29 protein-coding genes are annotated in these 25,100 nt (G+C 58.6%); 1 reads left to right on the forward strand and 28 read right to left on the reverse strand.

Annotated elements, in window-relative coordinates; translation table 11 throughout:
- Positions 1–12: 12 nt before the first annotated feature.
- The 21 genes from JZX87_RS13880 to JZX87_RS13985 form a co-directional block, all read right to left on the reverse strand.
- Entirely contained in the window at positions 13–1,563 is a 1,551-nt protein-coding gene (locus JZX87_RS13880) for a hypothetical protein (protein WP_206826245.1), read from the reverse strand.
- Positions 1,560–4,136, reverse strand: a complete 2,577-nt coding sequence (locus JZX87_RS13885; protein ID WP_206826247.1) for a phage tail tip fiber protein — start codon at positions 4,134–4,136, stop codon at positions 1,560–1,562. Before JZX87_RS13885 ends, JZX87_RS13880 begins: the two co-directional genes overlap by 4 nt.
- A 6-nt stretch (positions 4,137–4,142) precedes the next feature.
- Positions 4,143–4,556 (reverse strand): DUF6950 family protein, encoded by a 414-nt coding sequence (locus tag JZX87_RS13890; RefSeq protein WP_206826249.1) that lies wholly within the window; start codon positions 4,554–4,556, stop codon positions 4,143–4,145.
- A gap of 2 nt (positions 4,557–4,558) precedes the next feature.
- A complete protein-coding gene (locus tag JZX87_RS13895; protein WP_206826251.1) occupies positions 4,559–5,146 on the reverse strand; it encodes a DUF2163 domain-containing protein in 588 nt (195 codons plus the stop codon).
- Positions 5,136–5,792 carry a hypothetical protein gene (locus JZX87_RS13900; protein WP_206826253.1) on the reverse strand — a complete coding sequence of 219 codons (657 nt, stop codon included), beginning with the start codon at positions 5,790–5,792 and terminating at the stop codon, positions 5,136–5,138. Before JZX87_RS13900 ends, JZX87_RS13895 begins: the two co-directional genes overlap by 11 nt.
- Positions 5,792–7,630 (reverse strand): tail tape measure protein, encoded by a 1,839-nt coding sequence (locus JZX87_RS13905; RefSeq protein WP_206826255.1) that lies wholly within the window; start codon positions 7,628–7,630, stop codon positions 5,792–5,794. The genes JZX87_RS13900 and JZX87_RS13905 overlap by 1 nt, the downstream gene beginning before the upstream one ends.
- A 238-nt stretch (positions 7,631–7,868) precedes the next feature.
- Positions 7,869–8,273, reverse strand: a complete 405-nt coding sequence (locus JZX87_RS13915) for a hypothetical protein (protein ID WP_206826258.1) — start codon at positions 8,271–8,273, stop codon at positions 7,869–7,871.
- A 2-nt stretch (positions 8,274–8,275) separates the two neighbouring features.
- Complete coding sequence (locus JZX87_RS13920) at positions 8,276–8,686, reverse strand: phage tail tube protein (protein WP_206826259.1); 411 nt, start codon at positions 8,684–8,686, stop codon at positions 8,276–8,278.
- A gap of 24 nt (positions 8,687–8,710) precedes the next feature.
- The gene (locus tag JZX87_RS13925) at positions 8,711–8,956 is read right to left on the reverse strand and encodes a spike base protein, RCAP_Rcc01079 family (RefSeq protein ID WP_206826260.1); all 246 of its coding nucleotides are present in this window, start codon (positions 8,954–8,956) and stop codon (positions 8,711–8,713) included.
- Positions 8,957–8,968: 12 nt separating this feature from the next.
- Positions 8,969–9,433, reverse strand: a complete 465-nt coding sequence (locus JZX87_RS13930; RefSeq protein WP_206826261.1) for a hypothetical protein — start codon at positions 9,431–9,433, stop codon at positions 8,969–8,971.
- Positions 9,433–9,726 carry a hypothetical protein gene (locus JZX87_RS13935; protein ID WP_206826262.1) on the reverse strand — a complete coding sequence of 98 codons (294 nt, stop codon included), beginning with the start codon at positions 9,724–9,726 and terminating at the stop codon, positions 9,433–9,435. Before JZX87_RS13935 ends, JZX87_RS13930 begins: the two co-directional genes overlap by 1 nt.
- Entirely contained in the window at positions 9,727–10,086 is a 360-nt protein-coding gene (locus tag JZX87_RS13940; RefSeq protein WP_206826263.1) for a head-tail joining protein, read from the reverse strand.
- A complete protein-coding gene (locus JZX87_RS13945) occupies positions 10,083–10,469 on the reverse strand; it encodes a hypothetical protein (RefSeq protein WP_206826264.1) in 387 nt (128 codons plus the stop codon). Before JZX87_RS13945 ends, JZX87_RS13940 begins: the two co-directional genes overlap by 4 nt.
- A gap of 60 nt (positions 10,470–10,529) precedes the next feature.
- Complete coding sequence (locus tag JZX87_RS13950; protein WP_206826266.1) at positions 10,530–11,546, reverse strand: major capsid protein; 1,017 nt, start codon at positions 11,544–11,546, stop codon at positions 10,530–10,532.
- A gap of 12 nt (positions 11,547–11,558) precedes the next feature.
- Positions 11,559–11,924, reverse strand: coding sequence for a head decoration protein (locus tag JZX87_RS13955; protein WP_206826269.1), 366 nt, complete (start codon positions 11,922–11,924; stop codon positions 11,559–11,561).
- Position 11,925: 1 nt separating this feature from the next.
- Positions 11,926–12,480, reverse strand: coding sequence for a hypothetical protein (locus tag JZX87_RS13960; protein ID WP_206826271.1), 555 nt, complete (start codon positions 12,478–12,480; stop codon positions 11,926–11,928).
- 61 nt (positions 12,481–12,541) lie between these two features.
- A complete protein-coding gene (locus tag JZX87_RS13965) occupies positions 12,542–13,438 on the reverse strand; it encodes a S49 family peptidase (RefSeq protein WP_206826273.1) in 897 nt (298 codons plus the stop codon).
- The gene (locus tag JZX87_RS13970; RefSeq protein ID WP_206826275.1) at positions 13,438–15,066 is read right to left on the reverse strand and encodes a phage portal protein; all 1,629 of its coding nucleotides are present in this window, start codon (positions 15,064–15,066) and stop codon (positions 13,438–13,440) included. Before JZX87_RS13970 ends, JZX87_RS13965 begins: the two co-directional genes overlap by 1 nt.
- Positions 15,063–15,296 (reverse strand): gpW family head-tail joining protein, encoded by a 234-nt coding sequence (gene gpW / locus JZX87_RS13975; protein WP_206826277.1) that lies wholly within the window; start codon positions 15,294–15,296, stop codon positions 15,063–15,065. Before gpW ends, JZX87_RS13970 begins: the two co-directional genes overlap by 4 nt.
- 4 nt (positions 15,297–15,300) lie before the next feature.
- The gene (locus tag JZX87_RS13980; protein WP_206826279.1) at positions 15,301–17,325 is read right to left on the reverse strand and encodes a phage terminase large subunit family protein; all 2,025 of its coding nucleotides are present in this window, start codon (positions 17,323–17,325) and stop codon (positions 15,301–15,303) included.
- Positions 17,322–17,981, reverse strand: a complete 660-nt coding sequence (locus JZX87_RS13985; protein ID WP_206826281.1) for a hypothetical protein — start codon at positions 17,979–17,981, stop codon at positions 17,322–17,324. The genes JZX87_RS13980 and JZX87_RS13985 overlap by 4 nt, the downstream gene beginning before the upstream one ends.
- A gap of 337 nt (positions 17,982–18,318) precedes the next feature.
- Here JZX87_RS13985 and JZX87_RS13990 point away from each other — a divergent pair, with 337 nt between their 5' ends.
- Positions 18,319–18,864 carry a hypothetical protein gene (locus tag JZX87_RS13990; RefSeq protein WP_206826283.1) on the forward strand — a complete coding sequence of 182 codons (546 nt, stop codon included), beginning with the start codon at positions 18,319–18,321 and terminating at the stop codon, positions 18,862–18,864.
- 12 nt (positions 18,865–18,876) lie between these two features.
- Here JZX87_RS13990 and JZX87_RS13995 read toward each other — a convergent pair whose 3' ends face one another.
- The 7 genes from JZX87_RS13995 to JZX87_RS14025 all read right to left on the reverse strand — a co-directional run bounded on the left by JZX87_RS13995 (position 18,877) and on the right by JZX87_RS14025 (position 25,099).
- The gene (locus JZX87_RS13995) at positions 18,877–19,626 is read right to left on the reverse strand and encodes a hypothetical protein (protein WP_286194625.1); all 750 of its coding nucleotides are present in this window, start codon (positions 19,624–19,626) and stop codon (positions 18,877–18,879) included.
- 198 nt (positions 19,627–19,824) lie between these two features.
- The gene (locus JZX87_RS14000; RefSeq protein ID WP_206826285.1) at positions 19,825–20,604 is read right to left on the reverse strand and encodes a hypothetical protein; all 780 of its coding nucleotides are present in this window, start codon (positions 20,602–20,604) and stop codon (positions 19,825–19,827) included.
- 309 nt (positions 20,605–20,913) lie between these two features.
- Positions 20,914–22,743: a DNA primase family protein gene (locus tag JZX87_RS14005; protein ID WP_353654195.1), complete on the reverse strand. Its 1,830-nt coding sequence runs from the start codon at positions 22,741–22,743 to the stop codon at positions 20,914–20,916.
- A gap of 1 nt (position 22,744) precedes the next feature.
- Positions 22,745–23,983, reverse strand: a complete 1,239-nt coding sequence (locus JZX87_RS14010; protein ID WP_206826287.1) for a DUF7146 domain-containing protein — start codon at positions 23,981–23,983, stop codon at positions 22,745–22,747.
- A complete protein-coding gene (locus tag JZX87_RS14015; RefSeq protein ID WP_206826289.1) occupies positions 23,980–24,324 on the reverse strand; it encodes a hypothetical protein in 345 nt (114 codons plus the stop codon). The genes JZX87_RS14010 and JZX87_RS14015 overlap by 4 nt, the downstream gene beginning before the upstream one ends.
- Positions 24,315–24,761, reverse strand: a complete 447-nt coding sequence (locus JZX87_RS14020) for a hypothetical protein (protein ID WP_206826291.1) — start codon at positions 24,759–24,761, stop codon at positions 24,315–24,317. Before JZX87_RS14020 ends, JZX87_RS14015 begins: the two co-directional genes overlap by 10 nt.
- The gene (locus tag JZX87_RS14025; protein WP_206826293.1) at positions 24,758–25,099 is read right to left on the reverse strand and encodes a helix-turn-helix domain-containing protein; all 342 of its coding nucleotides are present in this window, start codon (positions 25,097–25,099) and stop codon (positions 24,758–24,760) included. The genes JZX87_RS14020 and JZX87_RS14025 overlap by 4 nt, the downstream gene beginning before the upstream one ends.
- Between the last annotated feature and the right edge of the window lies 1 nt (position 25,100).

The following is a 25,100-nucleotide window of genomic DNA, read 5'->3' on the forward strand; positions in this document are numbered from 1 at the left end:
CGGCATCAGACCTCATCTTGGGAAGCCAAGAATGTAATATCGGATGCCAAGAACCTGCGCCGCGGCGAACGAGTACTGCCAGCCTGTAGAACTGCGGTAGATTTCGCGTTCGGCGTTGCCGTTGTGTGTGAAGAATGTCGCTTTACCCGCCGAGATCTGGCAAAAGGTCGACCGTCCCTGGTGATAATCGAACCCGTCGGTGTAATCGCGTGTGATCGCGCAAATCGGGTTTTTAACGTGCGGGCCGAGCGCCGAGGTATTATGGAAGGTGGCGTATTTGACGATGGGAAAAAAGCCCGCATCGTCGAAAGTCACCTCATAAGAGTCCTCGTAGATACCAATTCCGGTGCGGTTCGCGTTGGTTTTGGTGGTTATGAAGCCCTCTTTCAGGATTTGCAGGCAGGGCCACCGGCTGTCGACCACAATATCCCGCAGCGCCGGCGGGTTACCGGCGCCCGGGCGCAAAAACTGCACGACGTTCTGACCGCCGGCCTCGAACTGACGGAGAACATTGTTCGCACCGCTACTCAATGGCTCCTGGTCATTGGCGAGAACAAGAAACCTGACCCTCATGGCGAAGGTTTCCTTGTTATCGAAAAAGATGCTGTTCTCAGAGAACCAGTAGTCCAGACGCAATGACCGGCGCTCGCGAGCCATAGGAAACGTGATCACGCTGCCAGTGTAAGGGAACATGTCCGCGAGCATGTTCGGAGTGGTTGCAAAACCAATATCGACGGAGCTGACACCAGGTGCGATCGAAACGTCATCCGCGTAAATGATTGACAACGGCCGGCCCGAAGAATCGAAAGCGAGCTGGGTCGGCAGAGCGTTCGAAACGTCATATCCCGGTTTAGCCACCCGTAATGATGCGCTCTTGATCTCGACGGCTGTCTGGCCGGCTATGGGAGCCTTAGGCACAGCATCCAGCAACGGGTCGCTATTCCCAGGCAATCGCCAGATAATAGCCGTTGTCTCGTAAAGACGAGAATCCCCTGTCGTGCTGAGCAAAGCCCGATAGGCATGATACATCAGACCGTTGCCCGGATTGCTTCCTATGAGTGACGCGAGGCCGGAAACCGTCTCAGTGTAGTTCTGATACCATGCGGATCGCCCGGCATCGAACGTGAGGTAATATTCCGGTTCCCGTCCTGAACTGTCGTCGCCGTCGTTAATCGCGATACGATTGAACTCAATGTAGCGATTGTCGGAGAGGCGCCGCCAACGAATGTCGTAAAGCGGCATGGAATACGGCATGTAGCTGAAGAAAGAACTCTTTATAAAGATCTTGTATTCGTCTCTCTGGAAGCCGGCGTTTTCGTCAGCAACCGCCTTTTTGTAGGTGCTCGCGTTCGATCCGACCGGCGTGTAGACAGCGCTGGTTGATAGGCTTGCCGGTGAAAGGGTCGTCTCGATCGCATTCAGTTTGATGTCGGCCGACCACTTCGAATTGTAATAGAACGAAGCCAGATTTGCGTCTGGCTCCGTTACCGGGTCGATGGAGCCCTTCGTGATCTTCACGCTGGCGACACCTTGGCTATCCAAGCCGATAAGCGTTCTAGTCATGAGCTGATCACGATCGTTCCCTGATTGACATTGATGACCATCTTGCCGTTCGGGCTCTGGATGATCCCGGCATTGACCGTGCCGATGTCCGCAACATTCATTCGCACCGCAGTGCCGTCGACGACGAACGGATTATTGAGATTCCCCCCCGCCAGGACGATGAACTGACTTGCCTCGAAAACGACACGCGAGAGCCCCCCGGCGATCGCATCGAGATACATCGCGGCCGTGGCGGTAGTGCCTCCATCTGAAGCCGATACGCTGAGACCAATTCGCGCCAGCGCGCCTGATGGAGTAGCCTCGACCGTAGTTCTGAAACGACCTGCCGCGGCGAACCGCCCAACAGTCGCATCCAGATCCTGCACCGCGTCCGACACGGCCGTGACCTGACCATTGATCGTACTTACCTGCGTCGAAAGCGCGGTCACGGCGCTGGCGACAGAAGGCAGTCCGGTGAGAGGATCAAACACTGAAGCCTCTAGCTGCGTCACGGAGAGAGCCAAGGCCCGATCTGCCGCCGCGAGAACCGTCACCTCCTGCATGTAGGAGGCAGTGATACCGTCCCGCGTAGCCGTGATCTGCTCCCGCAATTGCTTGCGGTCCATCGTGTTCCCGAGATCCTGATCGGCAACGAGGAGAGCGATCTCCGCAAGCTGATCAAGGATTTCACGCCGACCGGAACCAAGCCACTCCTGGTAGTCCTTCAGGTCGTCGCCAAGTGTTTCGAAACCGATCACCCCCGCATATGGAGAGGTGAAGTCGCCGGTCGGGTCGTTGGTCGATACCCATGGCGTCCACTGCTTCAGCCGGTCGGGCACCGTCGTAATTGTCGCCCTCGCTGCATAGACCTTTCCCGAAACAACGTTCTTGCTGGTCCGGTACCGTCCCTCTTCCACACCACCAGTCTGGTCCTCAAAAACCTCTGTTGCGCCGTCAATCTTGTATTCAAAACGGACGGCAACAATGGTCGGGTCTTCCGGAGGCGTCCAGGTGAATTCCAGAACCGGGATCTGGTAACCCGCAGCGCCCGTAATCAGGCCAACCTGCACCCCAAAATTCTGCACAGTGAACAGAAGCGAAGGGTTTACCGGCGCAGTCGGAGGAATGACGATCGGGCCGGGCTCGATGTCATCGTCATCATAAATATCGGCGCCAGTTTCGGTCAGCGTCAGCGTGATCCGCAGTTGCGGGTCCATGCCCCACTCAGAAATCATCCATTGCCGGCCGCGCCAGGTGACCCATTCGCCTTCCTGGACACGCATGCCGACGGAACGGCTGACCGGCAGGGTCGCCCTGCCACCCTTGCGGTTTTGCCGGTATCGAATATTGAGCAGGTATTGCGCGATATCCGGGTCGGTAACCTGGAGGAAATCGTTCGACGTCTGACGATTGCGGCCATCGGCGGCTATATCGGCGTTGACGTAAACCGGCTTCAGGCTCTCCGGGTTCCACATCGCATCTATCGACAGGAACTGGCCAGACAGATGGTTGTAACGGTCGAAGGCCGATTTGCGGAACTGAATTTCCTTGGAGCGATCGGACGGGATATCCTTTGCAGTGATTTCCATGACCGGAATCTGCGGAGCACCCGGAATGACACCGGAGAGACCGCGACGATTGAGGCCGTAGCCGGCCATCGCATCGTCGAACTCTTTCAGAACTTCGGTATGATCGTCTTCACCGGTAACGATGAGCGAGCACTGGTAACGCTTTTTCCCATCGGAACGGGCCTCGTCGCAGACGTTCATAGCCACGAAATAGGTGGCAAGATCGATCTGCCCCATCGACTTGCCTTCACCGATCAGCGTGCGCCCCGAAACGAGCGCCTTCAGACCAAGCTGATAGTTCAGACGATGGACCGCCGGATTGACCGTGTGCGTCCAGGTCGCGGAATTGGCGAGACGCTGCGCACCTGAGCCGCCGGCAACCGTGGAATCTTTGCGAGGATCGTATTCGCGCAGGCCGCGCAGAACGAACTCAATATCTGGCTTGCCCTTGGTCCCGAACGCACTGTTCGAATAAAGACGCTCGACGACGACGTAGCAAATCCCGGCTCCAACGCTGGTTGCCTTCCACTTCTGACCGAGCGCCGAGGTGACATCGACCAGGCGCTGGTCAACCGGCTGATCGGGGCGACCATCGTAAAAGCGGATCTCGATCAGTTCGGCGTAGTCCTGGACAAAATACCGAGCGCTCTCGCCGCCGCGCGGAGCCTGCGCAATCAGCGATTTCTTTTCGCCGAACAGATAGACGTAATTCTCCAGCCCGTCGCACCAGCCATTGGACAACCCAAAGACCTCGGCATTGCGCTTGTTACCCTTGTCCCACTTGCAATAGAACAGGCGCTGACCCTTGGTCTTGCCGATCCCGAAAATAGCTTGGACGGAAATGTCACCGCCATATTGGGTCTCGCTCTGGACGGCGGTGTATTTCCGCTTCTTCGCCCGGTTGAGATACTGCATCCCGATCTGGGCTGCAAAAGCGAGCGTGCTGCCGATGATCGTCGCAGCCAGAGCCGAGCCGGCAAACAACGCACCGGCAATTGCCGTGCCGATCGCTGTAAAAATGGCCATGCAGGATTATCCGAGATGAAAGGCTTTGGTGACCTGCGACAGGTCGTGAAAAGTCCGGCCCTCCGGCGTCTTCGTGACGAACCGAATGCCAAGGCACACGCCGACATGCTCCGCGCCGTCTGCCAGCAACAGGACGACGAGGTCGCCGAAACGAGCCTCTGCCGGAGCGACGCCCGGCCGCCCGAGTTCGGCGGCCCAGAAATCGATAAGCGAGGTAAAGCCCCGCTTACGCAACGCGCGCTGCGCACCGGCGAGCGAGGAATAAGCGCCGGCATAGGTTTCGCTCATCCGGCGGCCCTCGATCGCATCGACGAGCGCGCAGCCCATCATGAAGCAATCCGATCGATCCGGATCACCATAGGCATAGGGCGTCGATAGCTCACGCTCGAGCGTGGCTTCGACGGTCCGAAATCTGTTCATGATCAGCCTGACCTTTGGCCCCATTCCTCGGGGATCGTGGCGTTGGTTGCGACATATTCAAGGATCGTGTCTGTCGCGAGATTATCGAACTGGTGTTCGGCAGCCGACCGTTTGACGCCGGTCGAGCCGCGGGCAGATCGACCCGGTGGCTGCAGGTCTATCGAGAGCGTCAAGGTTCTTTCGGAGCCTGAGACGGCCCCCTCGTTGAACCGGACCTGATCGATTTCGTACAATGACGATGTGAGTATCCCGAGCGCCTGGTTTGTCTCGGGGACACCAGCCAGATGCGAGATGATGACCGGAGAATTCTGGTAATTGAATTCTTCTATCCGCGCGATGGCATCTTCCGGGTTGGTGACAGGGATGTTCGAGAACTCGATGGTGCGGGTGGTGACCGACGTGCCGAGCGCGCTCGTCATATCCGCCATGGATAGGAACCGGTTCGGTAAGTAGATCATGCCGTTATAGGTGTACGGCCGGCCGCCGCGATGGTAGCCGACCGATTTCCCTGGGAGGTCGAACCTGATCAGGTCAAGGACCGAAAACCGCCCCTGATCCAGGGCAGCTTCAACCGCTGGATCAAGAGGCATAGGGGAACACCTCCGTTGCTGAGAAGCTGGCGCTGTAATTCGGCCACGATTTCGGCGAGCTGAAAGCCCCCTTGTCGATCTCCATCAGACACGTTGGCTTTTCGAACCGGACAGTATTGCCGACGGTAAACACCTGCGTGTCGAGATAGAAGCGGATCGACAATGTCACGACCCCGCCTGAATTTGCGGTCGCCGCAGCACTGATGCGATGCAGCGAACGTTCGTAGGATGACTTCCTCACCTCCAGATAATCACCAGCCGACAGTTTAAAACCTGCTGGCAGCCCGCTCACCACTATAGTGTTGGGGTTGGTGATGGTCTGGAGCGCTGCGTCGCCGACAAATGCGCCACCTCCGGCCCGCACGCCGGAAAGAGGCTGTGCACCGTAAGCAATCGGTCGCGGCCGATGAGGATCGTAAGCGGCAATTTGACAGCCATCTTCCGCATCCATCTCGAATGCATCGAGCAGAGCGACTTCTGCGGTTGTCAGCTTGTCAGCCGTCAGCTGCAGGGTCCAGTATGGTGTACCGGAGACAAGGCTTTCAGTCTTTCGACCTTCCATGCGATCGACGCTCGCCGGTCGGACCGGGCGCATGGCAGACTGCGAATAAATGACGTCCGGGAGCGAAATTATCGTCGCAGCCATCAGTATTCCCCGCCGTTCTGGCGATAGTTCTTCTGAGCAGCATTGTTACCCCTGATCAGGCTGATGCTCTGATCCTTGCTCTGCTGCAGGATTGTGCCGACGAGCCCTTCACCAAGTTGGATTTCGACCACGGATCGACCTGTTTCCCCGTCAGAGCCATCAGCACCACGGAGCTTGCTTGGCGCTATGATCCGGCCGTGATTCGTCGGCGCGAATATCTCGTCCTCATATTCGTTGATCCGGTAGATACGACCGGGTGAAACGTCGCCACCCGCAGCACGCGCGCCACCGTAACCGAGAACGTTGCTTAAGGTCGTGTTGGCCTTAAAGGATGAGGTAGCAGACGACCCACCGAACAGGTTGAAACCTGAGCCGCCGGAAATCGCGCTGAAGATTGACCCGAAAAGCCCCTTACCCTGTGTGCTGATGTTGATCATCTCCGACAGCAGCGATGCCAGCGCGTCACGCGCATCGAAAGTCCCATCGATCACCCGCAAGAGCTGATCGTCGAGCGTTTGCCCCAGGCGTTCGGCAGCTTCGGCGGCCCGTTCACGGGTTTCCTTGAGTGATTCCTCGGCCTTTTCCTGCTGCGATTTCAGGTCGATCAATCTCAGGATCTGCTGGCCTTCCGCAGAAGCAGCGTCCACGCCAGCCTGCCGGATGGCGTTCATCTTTTCCTTCTCGGAATCGCTGCGGCCAATGAGCAGGATTTCCTGCTGCAGACTGGCCACGACATCATCGTAAGCCTTCTTTTCCTTTGCGGCAGCTGCTGCCGCTGCGGATGCTGCCTTTTGCTGGGCAGGAGACGTGTTCGGAATTACCGGAGGCGTCCACTGCCTTTCCACCGTGCGCTCGCGCGTGTTGATACGATCATTGCGCACATTTGTGATCTTCGTGTCTTCAGTCTGCAGGACCCGCATTTGGTTTTGCAGGTCGCCGATTGCCTTATTTTTTTGCCGGTCACTCCAACCGGTACGGTTCCGAATCTCAAGGATGCGGTTTTCTAGGTCGAGTCGCTCTTTTGCATTTTCGATTTGGCGATTTTCGAGGGTGCTGTCTTGCTGGTTCTGGAAATCGCGCCATCCGTCTAGAAATTCGAACAAGCTGTCAGCTGCTGAAACAATGGCGCTCTTTAACGTTGTCCCAACAACGGTCGCGAGAGCGTTGAATCTCTGCTCCGCTTTTTCAGCCTTCTTAAGAAAGTCCTCATCCATAATCACACCAAACGCGCGCCCCTCTTCTCGAAGGGCACCAATCGAGCGAGCGCCATCTTGTAAAAATTGGCTAAACTGCTCCGCCCCAGTGCCACCAAACATCTCGTCGAGAACACGAATCTGCGCCGCTTTGTCGAGTTGACGAACACGATCGATAATCGTCTCAAACATTGCAGCCGGGTCTTTCAGACGCCGCGCAACCTCGTTAGCGTCCATACCGAGGCGGGCGAAGCTCTCAGCCGCTGACCCGGCACCTGTCTTGACGAACTCATCGGCCCTAAGCTGCATCTCCTTCAGGCCGTCAGTCAGAGCCTCGATGCCGATCAGGTTCTGCTCGGCGGCATATTTCAGCTCCTGAAACTTCTCGAAGTCGACGCCGGCCATACGCGCGGCCTTGCCAAGATCGTTGACCGACTGGATTGCTGTCTGCGTTGCCGCGACCAAGGCGGAGCCGCCGATCGCAGCAACAATGCCGGCCGCTCCGGCAGCCGCGGCTTTCACGCGCATGAAAGATGCGGCGACATCCGACGCAGTTGTCTTCGTGGCACGCCGCACCCTGTCGAGCGAGCGCTCGAACGCTCGCGGGTCGCCGCTGATGGTGACGGGAATATCCGGGCGGCTCATGATGACGCTCCACTGCGCTAATGCGGTCTTTTCCGCAACGATGGTTTCTTGCCGTGAGCCGCCGCTGCGCGCCGGACTTCTTCTCGTGAGATGTTGGCGCCGCCGGAGAAACGCCCCTGAAGCCCCTCGATCACAAGCTCCATTTCCGCAGCCGTCGCATCCCAAAACACTGCAGGCGACCAACCAAGCCGGTCAGATGCCATGGCGACCCGGAACAACGTACGGACGTAGTCTGCGATCAGGAGGGGCTTACGGGCTCCCCCAGCAGGGCATCCTCGGCAAACTGGTGAGCCGAACGCTCATCGCGAGCCGCCGCGCCCGCGGTGACGTGGCCGAGGAGCGCTTCTTCCATCCCGGCTCGCCAACTGTCCTGATCGGCAATGGAAATATTGTCGTCGGCGAGAATCTTGGCAGAGAGTGCAGCGGCCCGGTCCTGATCATCTGCAACGATCAAAGTACGGACTGCGCATGCCACGGTGAATGGCTCGAAGCCAAGAAGACGGCGATGAAGCTCATCGAGTGTGTCGACCTTCGTGGCCTTGGACAGGCGCACGAGGCCGGAAAACGTGACTGCGATCCTGAAAGTCTCGCGGCCTATCGTGATCTCCGCCTCACCGCGGAGGGGATTTGCAGGCGTTGTCATGGTCAGACAGCAGCCTCAAACTCGACTTCGCCAGTGAGCGCAAGCCGGATATCGGACTGCATCTCGTTCGTCTTGTCGCCCGAGAATGTCATGGAAATCAGGCCGTCACCCTCAAACACTCCCACGCCGGGAACGGTGATCTGATAGGCGCGCACGACCTGGTTGACCGCATCGGCAGAGACGCGCTTCATCGTCGCGTTATTGACGAATGCGCCCTGTCCCGTAACGCGAATGGACTGCATCCCGTACATCAGCGCGAGCACGAGCTTTGAGCCTGGGTCCATGCAGTTCGGCTTGGTGATGTCGATCTCTTCGTTATTGATCTCGATAGAGCGTTGCTCTGTTACACAGAGGAGATCAAAGGTGCCGCCGGTGTTTTCGCCGGCAATGGTGAGTGTACGGCCGAGCGCCATGGTATTTCTCCTGATGTATGAGGTTTAGGAAAGGGCGACGATGTTCGACGCCGTCGTACCGGTGGCGCGGACGCGGGTGACGATGCCGGGCATATACCCGACTGGATGATTTTTCAGGACGACAGTGCTGCCATCCAGCGTCACGACGGCGATATCACCGGATGTGCCGACGTAAAGAAGTGACGGTATCGCCAGGTCCGCGCTGTCGCTCGGGGTGACAGCAGCTGCGCTGCGGAAGGGCTCTCCCGCAGATCTTGGAATATTCGCCATCGGGATAGTCTCCTAGAGAGCTGAAATGCTGGGGCCCGTCGCCAGCGTTTTGTATCGGATCGAGTAGAGCAGGCTCCCGACACTCATCGGGATGCCGGTACGTGGATCGACGAACAGGCGTGTCGATTGCAGATCGAGATCGATTGTGATGCCGCCGAGCGAAACATCCGCCTCCATCTTCGCCTCGATCAGCGAGCAGATGCGGTCAAACTCGCCCTCAGGGTCGTTTTCACGAAGGTGGACGACGACAGAGAGCGGGAGCGTCCGGTCATATCCATCCTCGCCATTCGGTCCCGACATGGGCCGGCGGATGCTGATTTCGCCTGCTTCGCCCCAGGTCACAGTCAGGGCCGGCAAAAGCTCCAACGGAACGGCCGAAGCGCGCCCCCTTGCGCATTTGCCTGCACCTGCAAAATCAGGGATCGAAGAAAGCCGGGTCACCACTTCCGTGACAACGACTGATCGGCGGTGGGTCATCACCCGCGATGCCCAAGATCGCGCAGCGCGCGCTCTGCGGTAATCTCGGAATAACCCGCCTCGATCACGGCGGCCTTGCCCTTGCCTGCGGCAATGAACCGGCCAACATCCGTCCGGATCGCCGAGCGGATGCGGACCGGCAGATGCTCCCAGGTGCCGGTCATGGTCCTGACCGCGGCGCGGGCGTCTTTTTTTGCCTTGTCGTCCGTATCGGAGCGGAGTGCCTTGGCGATTTTTTCAACATCGAGCGTCTCGGCGGTGCTGGTGGCCTCTGCCGCTTTTGCATCGGTCATTTAAATGTCTCCTGAGAGATAGATGCGCAGCATGGCGCGTGCGTCATCCGCGTGGTTTTTGATCTCGTACAAAGTCCCGGCATCGATCCGGACACCTGCATCGTCGGTCATGAAGATCGTCACGCTGTCGCGCTGGCTGACCAGCCCGGGAACCGAGACCGCTGCAACCGACAAGCTATGCGTGGTCCCTTCTGCGCTCTGGCCGGATTCTTCCGACTGATCGACATCACGCCATCGGCGAAGGATGCCGCGCACGGGGATGAGTGCGACACCGTTGACCTCGAAGAGGCAGTCGCAGTTTCCGAACGCATCCGCAAACTGCGACCCCATTTCCTCGAATATGGCCGGTCGCAGGCTCACTGACGTGCGTCCGAGAGCGCCTGTTCGGCAGCCGTCAACTTGTCAGTTGCATCCTGGAGGGCCTTCTTTTCGGCCTCGCCGGCCCCCTGTTTCTGCGACGCGGCTTGAGCCTTCAAGTACTCTGCCTTCGCATCGGTGGCGGTCTTTTCGAGCGCGGAGATATCCGGCTCGTCTTTCGGCTCATTCTTGGGCAGGCCGGTAAACTTGACGCCCTTCGATTTGTAAAGGTCGACTTGCTCTTCGGTGAGCGGCAGTATCGGTTGGTTTTTCAGCTTGGCGCCCGGACGCACGGTCAACGTGCCGTCGATGGTGCGGACAACGACGGTCTCGCCGCCGGTATTGCTGATGCCGACCGTGACCGTTTCGATTTTCTGATATTCCATGACCTGATCCTCTGTTGGAAAGGGGCGGCCCGAGGACCGCCCAGCGATGTCTGGAGACGGTTACGTCAGGGTCGCCTTACGCAGCACTTCCGGCATGGTGCAGAGGTAAAGCGGGTAGGAGTAAAGCTCGCCCTTGGTCCAGGCCTGGCGATCCTTGTCGACGACGTTGATCGCATAGGTATCCTGGCCGCGGGTGTTGACGTAGGGGCCGAACTCCGCCGGCGCCATCGCCTGCTTGAAGACGTCCTGCGCACCGACGGGGAAGAACTTCGCCTGATTGGTCGGTACGGCTACGGTCGAATTGTCGTCGGTACCACGATAGTTGTGGAAGGTGATGCCGCCGAAATAGAAGCTTTCGAAAGCCGTCTTTTCGCGCAGCGCTTCGGCCGCCTGCCAGTTCAGATAGGTCTTTTCCACCGTCGGATGGCTGATCAGCGCATCGTAGAATGCGTCGCCGGCAATGGAATGCACCTGCGTTGCAGGCGTGAACTTGCCACCGGACGAGCGTGCCATGGAACGGATGACATCCTGGCAAAGGCCGCGAACGTTGGTGGAAGCCACGTCCAGCTCGAAGCTGATCGCAGGAGCTTCGGTGATACCGAACGTGTCGAAGTAGTCGTAGATGACCGTCGTGCCGTCCGCATCGAGCAGCTTGCCCTGCAGGGCGCCAAGGCGATGGAATTCGTGAGTGATTTCCATGTTGCCGCGAACCTTGGCCATGCGGGTCGCATATTCGGTCTGCAGAGATTCGAAATCAGTTTCGGTTCCGAAAGCGCGAATGCCTTCGACTTCGTAGGCGTACATGGTGAAGCTGTCGGCCAGGCGGGTGGTGCGAAGATCGACGATCTTGCGGCCATCGCGGTTCGTCTCCCGCGGTGGAGCCCCGAGTGGCGAGGTCGGGATAAGCGCGAGACCCTGGTCCTTACGCTCGACGCCGACGGTGCGCGTGTAGACCGGCTGGGGCTCAAAGATATTGAGCGAGCCAAGCAGGTTAGGGATATAAGCAACCTTCGCGACGGCCGCCGTAAGGCTGACCATCGAAAAGGCCTTGTTGTTGAATGCGTCCATAGAAAGCATGAGCGTTGTTCCTTAGCTGCGCGCGATGATGCCGAGCGCCTTGAGCCCGGTGATGCCGGCGGTGATCTGAGTGGCGTTGGCACCGGAGAACCAGACGAGCTTGGCCGTCTTCACCTCGGCGTCACGAGTAGTCGCGGTTCGCTTCTGCCCTGCCTTGCCTGCCTCGAAGAGAATGGCGGCCACGTTCTGGCTGCCGTCGGCATTGGCCGGGTTGTAGGTGGTGTAGGTGTCCGTGGCCGTGATCCGGCCAAGAACCGTCCCGGCCTCGAGCGTGCCGACGACGCCGGCAGCAAGGGTGATGACATCGCGCGAGCGATGGTCGTTTGCCTCCGAACGGAGGTATTCCGCTGTGCGCGGTCCTTCGATGAACGTCGTCATGTCACTTTCCCTTCAGCTTGCCGGACCTTGCGAGAGCGCCATCCCAGGCCGTGCCCGCGTCCTTGTTGCGTGTTTCAGTTTCACCGCCGCGACCCGTCCGGGACGCGCCGCGTGCGTTCATGCGGCCGGCGAGCGACCCCGATGCGGCGCTTGCGCCGCCATGTGCCAGCGTGCCCAGCGCTTTCTTCGCGCTGTCGGCGGTCTTAAATGCGAGATGAGCCGCAAGCGCCGGGTTGGCGTCAGCCTTCGGAGATCCAAGAATTGCGCCGATCCGCTTGCGCTCTGCGGTGCGGCCCTTGGCAAAGGCCTTTTTCTCGGCTGCGGACATGTCTTTGTCGGTCGCGTCATCTTCCGCCTGATCGCCATCGTCCGGCTGATCGTCTTCGGCATTGGTCTCGTCGTCGACCTCATCAGCGTTTTCGTCGTCACCCGTTTCCGGCTGATCGTCGGCGGCAGACGTCTCGGTATCGTCGTCTTCCATGTCCGGCTTCTCGTCATCGGACATGCGTGTTTTCTGTCCACCGGCTACCCGGCGGATCATCTGTGCGAGCGACATATCGCTTCCTTTCTGGTGGTGAGCCCGGGTCTGGTGGGCGATGGAGACCGGAAGACCGGCCTTATGCAGCCTTGCGGCTGACTTCTGCGACGAAGGCTTCCGCCGCGAGCAGTGGATCGGCGATCTCATCGACCAAGCCGATCTTCGCAGCATCGGCGCCAAGGTAGGTGTCGGCCTCGGTCGCCAGGAGCTGCTTCGCGTCTATGCGCCCCGAGCGGTAGCGTGCGACAGCGGTGACGAACATGTCCCTGACCGTGTCTGCCTCTGCTTTCGCCTTATTGAACACGTCCTCATCGAGTGCGCGGAAAGGCGAATAATCGTCCTTGTGCGCACCGGAGAAGATCGGGGTTATCACGATCCCTGCCTTGTCATAGGCTTTGGAGAAATCGGCGTGCAGCATGATGACCCCGACCGAACCGGCCAGCCCCGTGGCCGGCATGACGATCGCGGATGCCGCAGAGGCAAGGAGATAGGCCGCCGAGCACGCGTGATCGGTCAGAACCGCCAGAACCGGTTTTTCCTGGGCGAGACGATGGATGGCGTCGGCGCAAGAGAAAGCACCAGCGACGGATCCACCGAAGGAGTCCACCTCAAGGATTGCAGCCTTGATGTCGCTGTTTCGGCGGCAGTCGGTAATCTGGGCATGGATTCCTTCATAAGATGTTGCATCACACAGCGCACCGATCCATTTCCCCTTGGAAACGAGGGCTCCCTCTGCCTCGATGACGGCAACCGGACTTCCATCGACCATGCGCGGGCCCTGATAGACACGCTCACCATTCCAGTCACGCTCTTCGCGCAGCGGCTCGCCGACGATGCCGGCGGACCATTCACCTGCGTATGAAACCTGACCGCCGAAAATGCGAGGCGCCATCGACTGGGCGAGTGCCTGAGCGTGACCGCGATGAGCCAGAAGCGGCCGATTGAACAGCTGCGCCGCGACCTGAGGATAGTTCATTATGCGGCCTCTCTGTTCTCACGAGCATCGCGCTCGTCATTGGTTTCGCCCGCGGGCTGCTGCGGCTGCGCCGTATTCTGCTTGCTGGCATCCGGGTTGATCCCCAACGACACGAGGAAGCGGCGCTCGCGTGCCCGCTTGCGGGCAACCTGTTTCCAGTCGAGCCCCTGCTCGGCACATTCGCGCTCGAGGCTGGAAATGCCGAGGTCCATCCGCAGGCCGGCGGCCTTGGCTTCCTTCTCCGGATCGACCCAGCCGCGAGCAGGCCCAATCCAGTCGACACGCGACCAGGCCGCAGGCGCAGCCTCGAAGGAAGTAGCCTTCGGCGGCAGTTTGATGATCCGGCGATCGAACATCTCTTCGAGAACGGCCCGATAGACCTGGTTCATGAACTGCGCAGCGAACATGTCCTTACGAGCAGTGAGGCCCCGCCAGATGACGAGGATCGCAGCGCGAGCGCTCGAATAGTTCACCTGGCTCCAGTCCATCGTCAGCTGCTCGTAGGTGAGCCCGATAGAAGAGGCCATGTTCCGCAACGAGGCGCGGAAGAAGGCCTCGAACCCACTGTTCGGGTGGCCTGGTTGGGTCAGCGTTACCTGGTCACCCGGGTAAAGGAAGTGCGCCATGCCGGCCGGGATCTTCGGCGGAGCGGCGGTGTAAGCGCCGAACCTATCAGCAGTGAACTGCCGGTGTCTTTCAGCCGCTTCCTTGTCAGTCAGGGCTTCGGCAATCTCACCGTGATCACCTGGCGACGTGATGAACGCAGCGAGAACCGAATTCACCATCGCCGCCTTAAGCTCGGCCTCATCGTACTGCGTCATCTGGCGCAGTTTTCGCAGGATAGGTGCCAGCGGCGGCACGCCGCGGAACTGGCCATCGCGATCGGCCTCGAAGGCATGGACCATGACCGGGCGGCCCCACTCGGTTTCACGCGCGACCCGAACCCATTCCGGTGATCCGGAGCCCCAGACATAATCGTCGTCCGGATGCTGGGTCCTGATCCAATAGCCCTCGGCCGCGCCATAGCGGTCGATTTCGACGCCATCACGCTGGGTCAGAGTGTCAGCCTCATCGAACGGGTTCGAAAGGCGTGCTGGGTCGATAAGCTTGACGAAGGTGGCCAAGGGTCCTCCCCTGCCCTCATCCCAGCAGATCTCGGCCAACGCTTCACCATCGGCGATGCGATGACGATAGCCGCGACCGAGAACGGAAGACATCGGGCCTTGCCGCTTCGCATCGATCCAGAAACCAGGGTCATAGACGATATCCGTCCAGGCTTCCTCGATCTGGTCCGAGAGTTCGTCAGCCTCGTCGGTGGTGAGATTGAGCGCCTTCTCGCGAAGGTCGACGGCAATATCCCACCCCGAACCGATAACTTCATCCAGCTGCCGGGACAGAGCGGCCGAAGCCCAACCGTCATTACGCGCGATATCCTGCACACGATCGACGATCGTGTCCCGCTCCTGCGACAGTGCCGACTGGCCCGAGACCGAACGCGGAATCCAGTCCGCCATGTCCGGATGGCTGTAGCTCGATGCTTGCCAGGCGTTCCCGCCGTTAAAACCACGCTGCGTGATCCCCGATTTTTGCATCGGTCGACCGGTATGGTCGAGTATGGGCGACGTCATGCGCGCACTCCCGGGCGACGAACGCAGGACACGATGCCCAACGCGACTTCAAGTTCACCGATGTAGCGACGAAGCCGCCCCTCATCGGTTTTGTCGTAAGTGATCGTCTCCCCGTTGTAAGACAGGGTGACGGTCTTCTTGCCGATTGCGAGCTGGTGGAGCGCAGTCTTGGCCTGCGTCAACCATGACTGATAGAGCGCGGTCTCTTCCGGCGTGGTCGGACGTTGCATCATTTCACCTGTTCAATCGCTGCATCATTTCGGCGGCGGTAAGCTGCCGAGGTTCCTGTTTCTGCGCCGGCGGGGACGCGGGCTGCACACCGGTAAGCATGTCCTCGATATCGCCCTGCGCCGGCGGCTCTGTTTTCGCCAACCTCTCGGCAATCGTGTCCCACTCCTCATCGCCCCAGTAGGGAAGGCCCATGCGGATGGCGGCTGCGCGGGCCTGGTTCATCATGTCGAGCGCTTCGTTCCGCTGCCCCGACGGCAACGTCCAGACCGGGCGGGGATGGCCGCTCCGGCTCTTTTCGAGAACCCGAACTTCCGATGTCGCCTGCTGATAGAAGTCGTCACCGAGACCGCGAGCGAACCGCACGTATCCGGTCTGATCAGGTTCTGTTTTCTTGAAGTCGCGATAAAGCCCCATCTTCATCGCCGAGGCGTTGAAGCTGTAAAACCGGCTCGTCCACTTCTGTTTCTTTGGCCGACCGCGCTTGTCGTACTCGCGAACCTGCACAAGCATCGGAGCGGCTTCTCGGCCATCACCGCGAACCATGATGACGCGGGACCGCGGATGACGCTTGGCCCACATCCACACATCCTCGGTGTAGGCATTGCCGTCGATACCGACCATGTCGACCGGGCGCCTCACGCCGTTGTCGTCTGTCCACTCGCGAGCGATAAGCCGATCGAGTGCAGCAATCACCTCCGGCTCGGATATGTGACCGCTATGCTCCCGCCGCTCGGAAAGCGCCGCCTGATTGCCAGCGGTGCTGTCGATCTTGCCGCAGTCGATAACGCAACTGAACTTGTTTCGTCCCCATCCTCGAAGCAGCCACTCGACACGGTCGCCCTGCACGTCGATACCCATCGTCAGGACGAGAGCCTCAGCCGGCACCGTGCCGCGCTTGAAGCCGCTCTCCTCTCCACGATCGCGGAGATCTTCCCATGCGATGGCACGGTTCTCGGCTTCAAATGCAAGACCGAGCCAGTCATTCCAGAACACCTGCTCGGCGCCGGCAGACTTTTCCTTGTCGTCTGGCCCGCCAGACTGGACCTTGAACCACGCCCGGGCGATCGCCTCCCAGGATTCGAGCGGCGAATAGGCCACCCAGATATGGAACGACCTGTGGTGACGCGCCCGCTCGGGATATTTCGCAACCCACCTCGCACCATTTTCTGGACGTATCATCCATGAACGATGGTGTTCGTAGATCTCACTGCCGCACTTTTCGCAGCAGAAATGTGCTTTCTCCGGATGATCCACCTCGAGGTGGTCACGCATGTTCTCCCATTTGAGCTCTTGCAGCTCGTGGCAACCTTCATGCGGACAAGGAACGTGGTAGCGTTCCTGAGTGCCATCCAGATAGTTCGCCGAGATCCGGCATCCCGGCGCGATCAGCGGCGTCGAAATCTTGAACACCTTGCGATCGAAGAACGCTTTCGACCGGCTGTCGGCCTGGACCTCAGGGTCGCCCGCATCGTTCATCGACCATTTCGCAAGGTCATCCTGGACCTGGCGTCGTGGCGAGATCATCGAAAGACCGGCCGGCGAATTTGCCCCGGCTGCCTGCAAGGCGCCGCGCCCGTCCATCCGTTCCTTGTAAAGGATCGAATTTCCGCCATCGCGGCTCGATTCCGAGAACAGAGACCGGACAGCCGGCGTCTCGCGCAGCAACGGCATCAGCTTCTGCTTCGACCAACGACTGGCGTTTTCCTCCGTCGGGTGGACGTAAAGAAAATCGCAGGGCGTCAGCGCCGTGGTCCCGAGCAGGAAGATGTTCGCCAGCACCGTTCCGCCGACCTGCGCAGATTTGGCAAGCGTGACGATTGTGCATGGATCTTCCGGAGACAGCGCCCGCAAGATTTCCGAGAAGAACGGAAACTTGTCCTCACGGTACCGGCCGGGAATGGCCGATATGCGCTCGGAGAACACGATGTTCTCTTTTGCCCAGGCAAGGTAGTCGACGGCCGGCGGTGGCTCGGTGGCCTTCGCCAATTCTTGATAGGCCATCCGCGCCGGATTGAAGAGGATCGTCATTCCGGTTGATCCTCGACATGTTCCGCAACATCGTCGGCTTGAGCCGAGAACGCAGCGGCAGCATTGGCGCGCACCGTTCTGAACGACTTCGCCAGAGCGTGCTGGGCATCTCGTTGGGGTATGCCAAACTGCTCCGCCATCGCGGCAGCCATATCCTGCAGGCCCTGTTCCATGACGGCGTAGGCTGACGCCACAGCCTTCGCCATTTCCCGCCGGACATCATCGGTCAGCATGTAGCGGCCAACGTCGAGCATCTGCTCCCGCTCGGCGCGTTCCGCCTTGACCCGCTCCTGACGAATACGCAGCTCGGCGAGTTCGTCCATCTGCGGCGTCAGTGTCGGCGTAGGAAGCCTAGGCTTCGCCGTCTCTGCCGAGATCGGGAGCGGCAATTCTTCGACTTGCACCGTCGGCGGCTCAATGGCCGACGTGGCGGATCGAAGTGCAAACCCATTCGCCCCAAAACGCTGGCTAGGATCGAGGTTCCGCTTCAGCTGCTCAATCGCAACGGCTGTCCTGATCCTGGCCTTCCGGCCCTCGCCGTCGAGGGCGTCCGCGCTGATCTTGCCCTGCGCGATGTATTGCGAGACGCGCCCCGCTGTGATGCCTATGAACGCGGCGAAATCGCCCTTGCTCATCGTCTCGGTGGCGATGGTCATTTTAGGCTCAACTTTACCAGCTATTTAGTTTAGGCTCTGAGTTTAGGCTTCAAAACTCGGCTCAGACTGCTGACACAACGCGGTGCCAAATATCCGCAGGGGCGGTTTCTGCAGGAAGGACCCGCGATCGGCCGCCCCGGCCCTCCCCATCTAAGCGACCTCGGCCCTCACGATGCCGTTCCCTCGACTCGACTAGGCGGCATTGCCATGGTCTATCTTCCCTTTGTAATCAGATAGAAATTGACCAGGGTCACCGTCGTGTTGACTGTGATCAGGACGGTTATCGCTACATCGAAATACATGGGGAACACCTTTGACAAACGAGAGTGGAGAGAGATTGGTCGATCCAGATCCTTGGACGATCATCAATACCGCCGCCTGTGTGGTGGCATCCTTCGCGGCGATCGCTCAGGCGATCAAAATGTACATGCCAAACAAATTGGGAACGGCAGCCCCTCTTCCAAATGCGCACGTAGACCAGCTTGAGGACGGGCTCAAAGAAGGGGCAGACGCGATCACCAGACTTATAAGAATTCTATCTCGCAAAGACGTTCAGGATAAACCTGTGCTTTCGAGATTATTCTCTTTTGGTACTTCACCGATGCTCTTAACGCCCCAAGAGAACATCGAGTTTAACACGCTATTTGGCAGGTTTATCCAGTCCCTGATCAAGGTCCAAGGGTCCGCAAATGCTATTCTTGTGTTCCACCCGGATCTTGCCCAAACGCTTGGCTTAGCGACACTCGAAGAGTTCAACGACCTTCCCGGAGAAATAAACGGTTTCTTCCTTGGACAGAGCACAAACGGCGAAGTTCTCGACCGATGCCTACAATTGCTCCGGTCTTTCGAACAAATTCTTGGTCGAGCAACATCAACTAATTAGATTCAGCGTCAATCAAGAACCTATCGGTCTGATCAGGCGATTGAAGTGCTTCTCGAAGTTCGCAGGCATTTCAGCATTGGCATGACGCTCGACCACATCGCGCAACTTCAAGCGTATGCGGTAGCTTTCCCTCCTGAGGAAGAGCACGACGGGCTTGATGTCTTTCGTACTCGGGTCACGCTGCCAAACGCCAGGGAACAGAGATGATCCCCTTTTAGGAACAAAGAACCGGGCGGAACGATAGTTCTTGTTCCGCTTGACCGATGCATCCGATCTTACCCGCGTTGCACCTGCCCCGCGGTAATCGATCTGTAGGTCAGCCATGAAGCGATTGATGAAACCCTGGGTCATGTTGCCATAACGGTCGAGCGATATCTCGCGAGATGGCACAGCAACCTCATTCGGCTTCATCAAGCCACGCTGGATGAGCTGCCTCTCAAAAGCTTTATGGCTTCGGTGACCGCCTTCGATCTGCGGTCCGAGAAACGCTGTGGCAGGCAATGCACCTTTGGTCCTGTCACCAGTGACAACGACCGCAGCCCTCAGGTTCTCTTTCGTGGCCGCGTCATAGATCACACCGCGCTTTGCATAAGGCGTCGGGCGATCAAACACCCGATCCATTTCCTTCTGCACTTCGAGCCGGCCAGATTTCACGGTATCGTTCAGCGCATTGCGGATAACGCTTGGCATCCTGTTGCGCTCGACATCGCTCAGGTATCGGTCGAAGCCTGTCAGGTCGAATTTGACGGTCGCGTCAATCATGATGGCGACCCTTCATCTGCAATGTCGCCATTACAGCGACGGGTTTCATGGCTGCCTCCTACGACTGGAAACAAAAAACCCGCCGGGCGTTTCCGCCAGCGGGTTTGTCTAACCTTTTACAGTGTGCTCAATATGCTCCAAACACCCGGCGCAAGTCAATTACCTTTTCGTTAAATATTTAATAACAATTTCAATCACTTACAAATCCACACGTTCTTTTTCCATGGTCGCCCACGGAGCCCTGTTCGGGAAGAACGGCATGATATCATGGTCCGAAAGGCGGCCGGAGAGAGCGAGATGGAGTGATTCCAGCGCCGAAACCCACAGCTGCCATTCGAGGCGAGAGACAACGGCGGACCTGATGGGCATATCGAGCTTGTATTTGCGGTATGCGCCCGGCTTCTGGCGGCGCTTTTTCTGATCGTAACCATTGTCCTCATAGGAAACCAGTTTACCCGCACGATCACGCTGTTGGCGCATGACAAACCATGCCGGGCTGCCATTCACCGTCAGAGCAATTTCCTTTGGCTCGAAATCGACTGTCCAATCTGGGCCGCGACCCAGGATAGCCGAGGTCGTGACCATCTGGACGATGTAGCGTCCATTCATCCGGCCACCTCTTCCGCATTCAGCCTCAACGATCCGTGCCACCTCATCGCGAACCAGACCGCGCTCATCAGCCCATTCAGGGAAGGGCTTCCAACCAGCGGGTATGCTGAAATCTCGCTCTGAAAGATCTTTAACAGCCTCCCCGACCATTATTGCGTCTGCATGTGGCTCGCCTTCGTAAATGTAGGACGAAACGACCCCGAACATGTTTGGCGACTTGTCGACCATCGTTCCGAGTGTGATGACGTCAGAGAGAACATCCCAGGAAGATGGCGCCGCCGCGCCGCTGATCCGCTCTGGAGCGCCGATCTTCGGCAATTCCTGCACAAAAGCCCAGTTGAGTAGCTGCTTGATTGTTACGGTTTTCATGTCCAAGAGCCTTTGCGATAGTTTGCGATAGTTTAGAGATAGTTTCTGCGATAGTTTTGCTTAATGTTTTCAATGCGTTCGATAGTTGCGATAGTTTTCCCTATTACGTAGAGATTTTTTATTCCCCCTTCCCCCCGTTTTTACATACGTATAGCGCGTGAAAACTATCGCAACTATCGCAAGCCATTGATTTCATTCACCCCAAACCCCACCCCAACTGTCGCAAAACTGTCGCCAGAACTATCGCAACTGTCGCAAGGATTTCGCCAGTTTGGAGGCCGCTGGCGATAGCGGGTGGGGTTACGGGGCTCAATGGAAGTCATCTGGGAAAGGCTCATCAGACGCGAAGCGACCCGACGGCGGCTCTGGCGTGTGCCCTGGGGCATCTGGCACATCACGCAGGCGAATTCCATTGTAAAAGTGCAGCCGCTGGGTGGTGTCTTTCTTGAACTTCTTGCCCATGGCTCGCCCGAAGGCCGTCACGTTGATGGGCTTGCCCCCCTCATCCTCGGTAAACCTGCAATAGGCAGAGTAAAGATATTTCGCCTGTAATGGCTCTGCAGTCTCATCTCTGACAATACATCGAGCGACGAACGAAGAGGTCCGGTCCATATCGTCTCGATACTCCTGCGTCGCGCTGCGCACCGCGTCAGGGATGACGAGCCCTTCCTTAAGGTAGATGTTCACCCCTTCAATCAGCCAATTCAAGATGCCCGGATACTCCTCACGGAAATAGGAGAGCATGTCCTCGAATTCGCGCCGCTCCGCCTCCGGCACCTTCACCGGCCAATGAACGACCGCCATGCGTCGCCATATGCCATCGTCATTGCCCGAGATTTTGGGGTAACCATTGCCGCTCATGATCACGACGAAGATCGGATCAAAATCCATATATCCCGCAAACAGGTCACGAGCAGTGATCGTTTCGCCACCAGTCAACTCTTTGACGAGGTTCTCTTTCAGGTCCTCGCCTTCGGGAAGCTCTTTCACCCGCAACAGCCTGCGACCGAGAAGGCGGGCCAGATCTGGAGAAGCACCGCCTGACGACCCGCTCTCCCCGATCAAGCTTGTTGCAGGCAGGGTAACAGCCACCTCCCCCAGCAGACGGCAAATCGTTTCCATGTAGACGGATTTACCGTTTGCACCGTCCCCGTAATGGAAAAATAGATACTGCACGGTGATTCCGACCAGGCCGAGCCCGGAAGAAACCTGCACCAACCGTCTGACTTCCTTGTCGGGAAGCATGTTTTCGAGGAACCTTAGCCAGCGCGGGCACTGGGCACGCGGCTTGTATTCCACCGGCGCCACATGGGTGATGAGATCCTCGCGACGATGCCCGCGCTTGGCTTTGACATTCGCCTCGACGCAAACGTCAATCGTTTCCGGCACATTCGGCGTTTCCTCGCGGCTGACGAACTTCGGATTTTGCCTCCGCTCCATCTTCCGCTCGAAGGAAAGCGTCGCGTTGGTGGTCGCAAATTTCATGCGATCGGCGTTGAAATCGTCTGGGGAGCGGATCACATGCGGCGCGGCGCAGGTCAGCGCGGCGTTCATACGAGCAATGTTTTTCGATGAAACGCCATGATCCATGCGGCGCTTCACACGTTTGCCGAAGGCGTCGAGCGCTTTCTCTCTTGCTGCAATCAACCGCCTGGCCGGAACCGCAACTTCCTCGCCGCGTTCGTCGGCCTCGGCAGCAAGCTTTCCGGCATCGATGTCGCGCTGCTCATCATTGGTCGGCTTGATGAACATCCGCTCGAGCATGATGCGGTCGCCGAGCTGCTGCGCTATCGCGAGTGCCTTTGGGCCACCGTTGCTGATATCCCAGTGCGTGCCCGTCCAGACTGCGAACAAAGCCGTCTTCGCCTTCTCCTGCGAGACGACCAGCAGGTCCTGCCCGAAATGCTGCAACAAGCGCTTGCCGTTATCGGTATCGGAGTGATCGAGCCCGGCGCAGAATTCGAGCACACGTTTAAGCTCTTCCCCCTCTGGGGGTATAAGGCCACTGTCGTCGACAGTATGGCCCTCATCATCTTGCGAGGGTGGGGTTTCGGGGTCATCCAGACCGCGCTGGAGCATTGCTTCCTGCATGATCTGTTTCAGACCGTCCGGCATGTCAGTCGATAAATTGTCCTGCACTTTAAATCTCTATCCCCGGTTTTCCTGCAAATACGCCCGCCCAGTCCGATCCGGGCGGCGGCCACCAAACGCCGATCGAACGGCCTTCCTTGGCAGCGCGCGCCTTGGCTCTGGCCATGGCATTTGCGGTAAAGAAAAATTCGCTATCGCCATCAGCGAGCAAAACGAGCGACGTCACATGGTCTGGAATGGACACGCAGTCTGCCACGGCAGCTTTCGGAACAGGACCCGGCACCTGGACGCGACGGATGCGACCGGCGCTGTCGGCTTTGGTCAAACTCGGATGCGCAATCCTGCCGTCGGATGGACCGGCAAGGTTTCCCAGGTCGCCGGCCGCAAAATAAAACGTGTCCATTCGGAATCCGTCGTACCCGGCGATCGCCGCAACAGTCTCGATACCTTCGCCCCCGACCCAACGGCAGGCGGACAGGTCGCCAAACACCGGAATAAGGGATCCAGCCTTGGTTCCCCTCATCTTTTTCGTCGGGAAAGGCTGGCCTTTTTCGTCCATGCCCAGCAGCGGCCGAAATTTCGGCGCGCAGGACAGATCTATCCACGTCTGGTGGCAACCTGTGATCCTGGAATCCAGATCGACGAACGGAGCGACCATCGCATATCCGGAATGGATTTCGATCTGGTGACCTCGGTCGTCTCGCTGGTCGCTCCAATAGGTCAGCCGCGGGTTGAACCTGATATTCTCATATACGCCGGCCGGCATTCTGAAACCTGTGCGGCGATACAGATATTCGGCAAGAATGTCGTAACCTTCGGATGGCGCGGCAGATGAACCGAGATAAATGCCACGGGCGCGCATGACGGCCTTTTCCCGAAAGGCGTTCTGCTGCGCATCCTCATCGGCCCGATCGCGCTCAGCTTTTTCCAGTGCGGCTCGAAGTCTTTCCTCTCTCGCGGCGCGGTCGGCCGCGCTTTCGCGCTCCCCGCCGTCCGGGATGCTCTCATTGAGAAGGAACGACGACGCCTCGAGCAAATCGACCCTGTTGTGTAGATCATACCCCTGCACATGGCCGACGAGACCCAGGCCGGTCTTGCCACCGCCACAGCTTCGGCAGTTCCAGACACCCTTCTTCGGGTTGACCGCAAACCGGTCCTTTCCGCCGCATTTCGGGCAAGGCATTCCCGCATCGACGATGCGTGGCAACTTGAGCTGAAGCCGCGATACCGCATCCGATACAGGCAACAGAGAGGCGCGCTTGATGAAATCGGATATAATGTCGCTCACATCCGCGCTCCCGTAGCGAAGCGAGCGCGCTGCGCGGGCACGTTGGCAGAAAAATCATCGACGAGTTCCGAAAGATCGCGGTCATTGGCGATGCGGAGCTGTCCGCTCATGGTCAGAGCATCCAGGGCCTTGTCGAGCAGTTCAGGCCAAACCGAACGGTTGAGCGCGATGAACGGCGTACCGCGCGACCATCCCCTCAGGTGATATGGGTTCGATATGAACCGCATCCGGTCGACCTTGAGGAAATCCAGACTGAATTCCTTAGCGGTCGCATGGCATTCCAATTTCGTTGGGGCGACAATGAGGAGCAATTTCACTTTCTCTTTCATCATCAGATCCACTTCGAGGGTTTGGGGAAGTGCTTGACCAAGGAAGTCTCGGCAGCCTTTTTTGCGGCCTGCACCCGAACGAGCTCGTCGAAGGAAACGACACCTTCCTGATCGGCGACATCCTCGAGCGCACGTTTCAAGGCCTGGCGATCAGCTTCATCGCGCTTGTCGAGCCAGGCTGTTACGCGATTGAAATGGTGGCCGAAATCATCATCGAGCCTTACGTCCTGCCGACGTTCGCGCCATGTGGTCTCCGCCAGAGACACGAACCCGCCTTTTTGGAACCACAGCGCCATGCAAGGCGCGCCTTCTTCCAAAGCCGCAATTTCCTGCCAGTCGGTCATCACCAGAACCCAGGCAGGAAGGAGCGAGAGCGCCATGCCGAAGATGGCCGGCGCTGCACGGTTCGCGTCATCGGTGACGATCACAAGGCGAATAGGCTCGCTCATTCCGCCTCTTCCTGCAGGCGGACAAGTTTCCATCCGCGGCCCCAGACGGTTTCCAGCGCGAATCCATACGGACGAAGCTTTTTGCGCAGGCTGACAATGAAGACATCGATGATATTGTAGGTGTCAGGCTCATCGACCCGGTCGGAGTAGAGGATGCTGCGAAGGTTATCGCGGCTCGAAAGCCGGCCAAGGCTCAAGTGTCGAAAGATCAACAGTTCGGACGGTGTCAGATGGCATCCCTCAGGAGCATTTACTTCCGGCTTGAGAACGTCTTCGAGCTGCCGCAGCTTTTCCCGCAGCATTTCATTCTCATCACGAAGGCGCTCGACGACATCCATC

It is taken from the genome of Agrobacterium sp. Ap1 (assembly GCF_017313375.1).
GTDB lineage: Bacteria > Pseudomonadota > Alphaproteobacteria > Rhizobiales > Rhizobiaceae > Neorhizobium > Neorhizobium cellulosilyticum.

Excerpts from the sequence above, each read along its gene's own strand:
- JZX87_RS13970 (WP_206826275.1), bottom strand. The coding sequence starts at position 15,066 with ATGACGTCGCCCATACTCGACCATACCGGTCGACCGATGCAAAAATCG.
- JZX87_RS13900 (WP_206826253.1), bottom strand. The coding sequence starts at position 5,792 with ATGGCTGCGACGATAATTTCGCTCCCGGACGTCATTTATTCGCAGTCT.
- JZX87_RS13950 (WP_206826266.1), bottom strand. The coding sequence starts at position 11,546 with ATGCTTTCTATGGACGCATTCAACAACAAGGCCTTTTCGATGGTCAGC.
- JZX87_RS13965 (WP_206826273.1), bottom strand. The coding sequence starts at position 13,438 with ATGAACTATCCTCAGGTCGCGGCGCAGCTGTTCAATCGGCCGCTTCTG.
- JZX87_RS13905 (WP_206826255.1), bottom strand. The coding sequence starts at position 7,630 with ATGAGCCGCCCGGATATTCCCGTCACCATCAGCGGCGACCCGCGAGCG.
- JZX87_RS13930 (WP_206826261.1), bottom strand. The coding sequence starts at position 9,433 with ATGACCCACCGCCGATCAGTCGTTGTCACGGAAGTGGTGACCCGGCTT.
- JZX87_RS13980 (WP_206826279.1), bottom strand. The coding sequence starts at position 17,325 with ATGACGATCCTCTTCAATCCGGCGCGGATGGCCTATCAAGAATTGGCG.
- JZX87_RS14020 (WP_206826291.1), bottom strand. The coding sequence starts at position 24,761 with ATGAGCGAGCCTATTCGCCTTGTGATCGTCACCGATGACGCGAACCGT.
- gpW (WP_206826277.1), bottom strand. The coding sequence starts at position 15,296 with ATGCAACGTCCGACCACGCCGGAAGAGACCGCGCTCTATCAGTCATGG.
- JZX87_RS13920 (WP_206826259.1), bottom strand. The coding sequence starts at position 8,686 with ATGGCGCTCGGCCGTACACTCACCATTGCCGGCGAAAACACCGGCGGC.
- JZX87_RS13935 (WP_206826262.1), bottom strand. The coding sequence starts at position 9,726 with ATGACCGATGCAAAAGCGGCAGAGGCCACCAGCACCGCCGAGACGCTC.
- JZX87_RS13955 (WP_206826269.1), bottom strand. The coding sequence starts at position 11,924 with ATGACGACGTTCATCGAAGGACCGCGCACAGCGGAATACCTCCGTTCG.
- JZX87_RS13895 (WP_206826251.1), bottom strand. The coding sequence starts at position 5,146 with ATGCCTCTTGATCCAGCGGTTGAAGCTGCCCTGGATCAGGGGCGGTTT.
- JZX87_RS13890 (WP_206826249.1), bottom strand. The coding sequence starts at position 4,556 with ATGAACAGATTTCGGACCGTCGAAGCCACGCTCGAGCGTGAGCTATCG.
- JZX87_RS13945 (WP_206826264.1), bottom strand. The coding sequence starts at position 10,469 with ATGGAATATCAGAAAATCGAAACGGTCACGGTCGGCATCAGCAATACC.
- JZX87_RS13880 (WP_206826245.1), bottom strand. The coding sequence starts at position 1,563 with ATGACTAGAACGCTTATCGGCTTGGATAGCCAAGGTGTCGCCAGCGTG.
- JZX87_RS13915 (WP_206826258.1), bottom strand. The coding sequence starts at position 8,273 with ATGACAACGCCTGCAAATCCCCTCCGCGGTGAGGCGGAGATCACGATA.
- JZX87_RS13960 (WP_206826271.1), bottom strand. The coding sequence starts at position 12,480 with ATGTCGCTCGCACAGATGATCCGCCGGGTAGCCGGTGGACAGAAAACA.
- JZX87_RS13925 (WP_206826260.1), bottom strand. The coding sequence starts at position 8,956 with ATGGCGAATATTCCAAGATCTGCGGGAGAGCCCTTCCGCAGCGCAGCT.
- JZX87_RS14025 (WP_206826293.1), bottom strand. The coding sequence starts at position 25,099 with ATGGATGTCGTCGAGCGCCTTCGTGATGAGAATGAAATGCTGCGGGAA.
- JZX87_RS13985 (WP_206826281.1), bottom strand. The coding sequence starts at position 17,981 with ATGACCATCGCCACCGAGACGATGAGCAAGGGCGATTTCGCCGCGTTC.
- JZX87_RS13995 (WP_286194625.1), bottom strand. The coding sequence starts at position 19,626 with ATGATTGACGCGACCGTCAAATTCGACCTGACAGGCTTCGACCGATAC.
- JZX87_RS13885 (WP_206826247.1), bottom strand. The coding sequence starts at position 4,136 with ATGGCCATTTTTACAGCGATCGGCACGGCAATTGCCGGTGCGTTGTTT.
- JZX87_RS14000 (WP_206826285.1), bottom strand. The coding sequence starts at position 20,604 with ATGAAAACCGTAACAATCAAGCAGCTACTCAACTGGGCTTTTGTGCAG.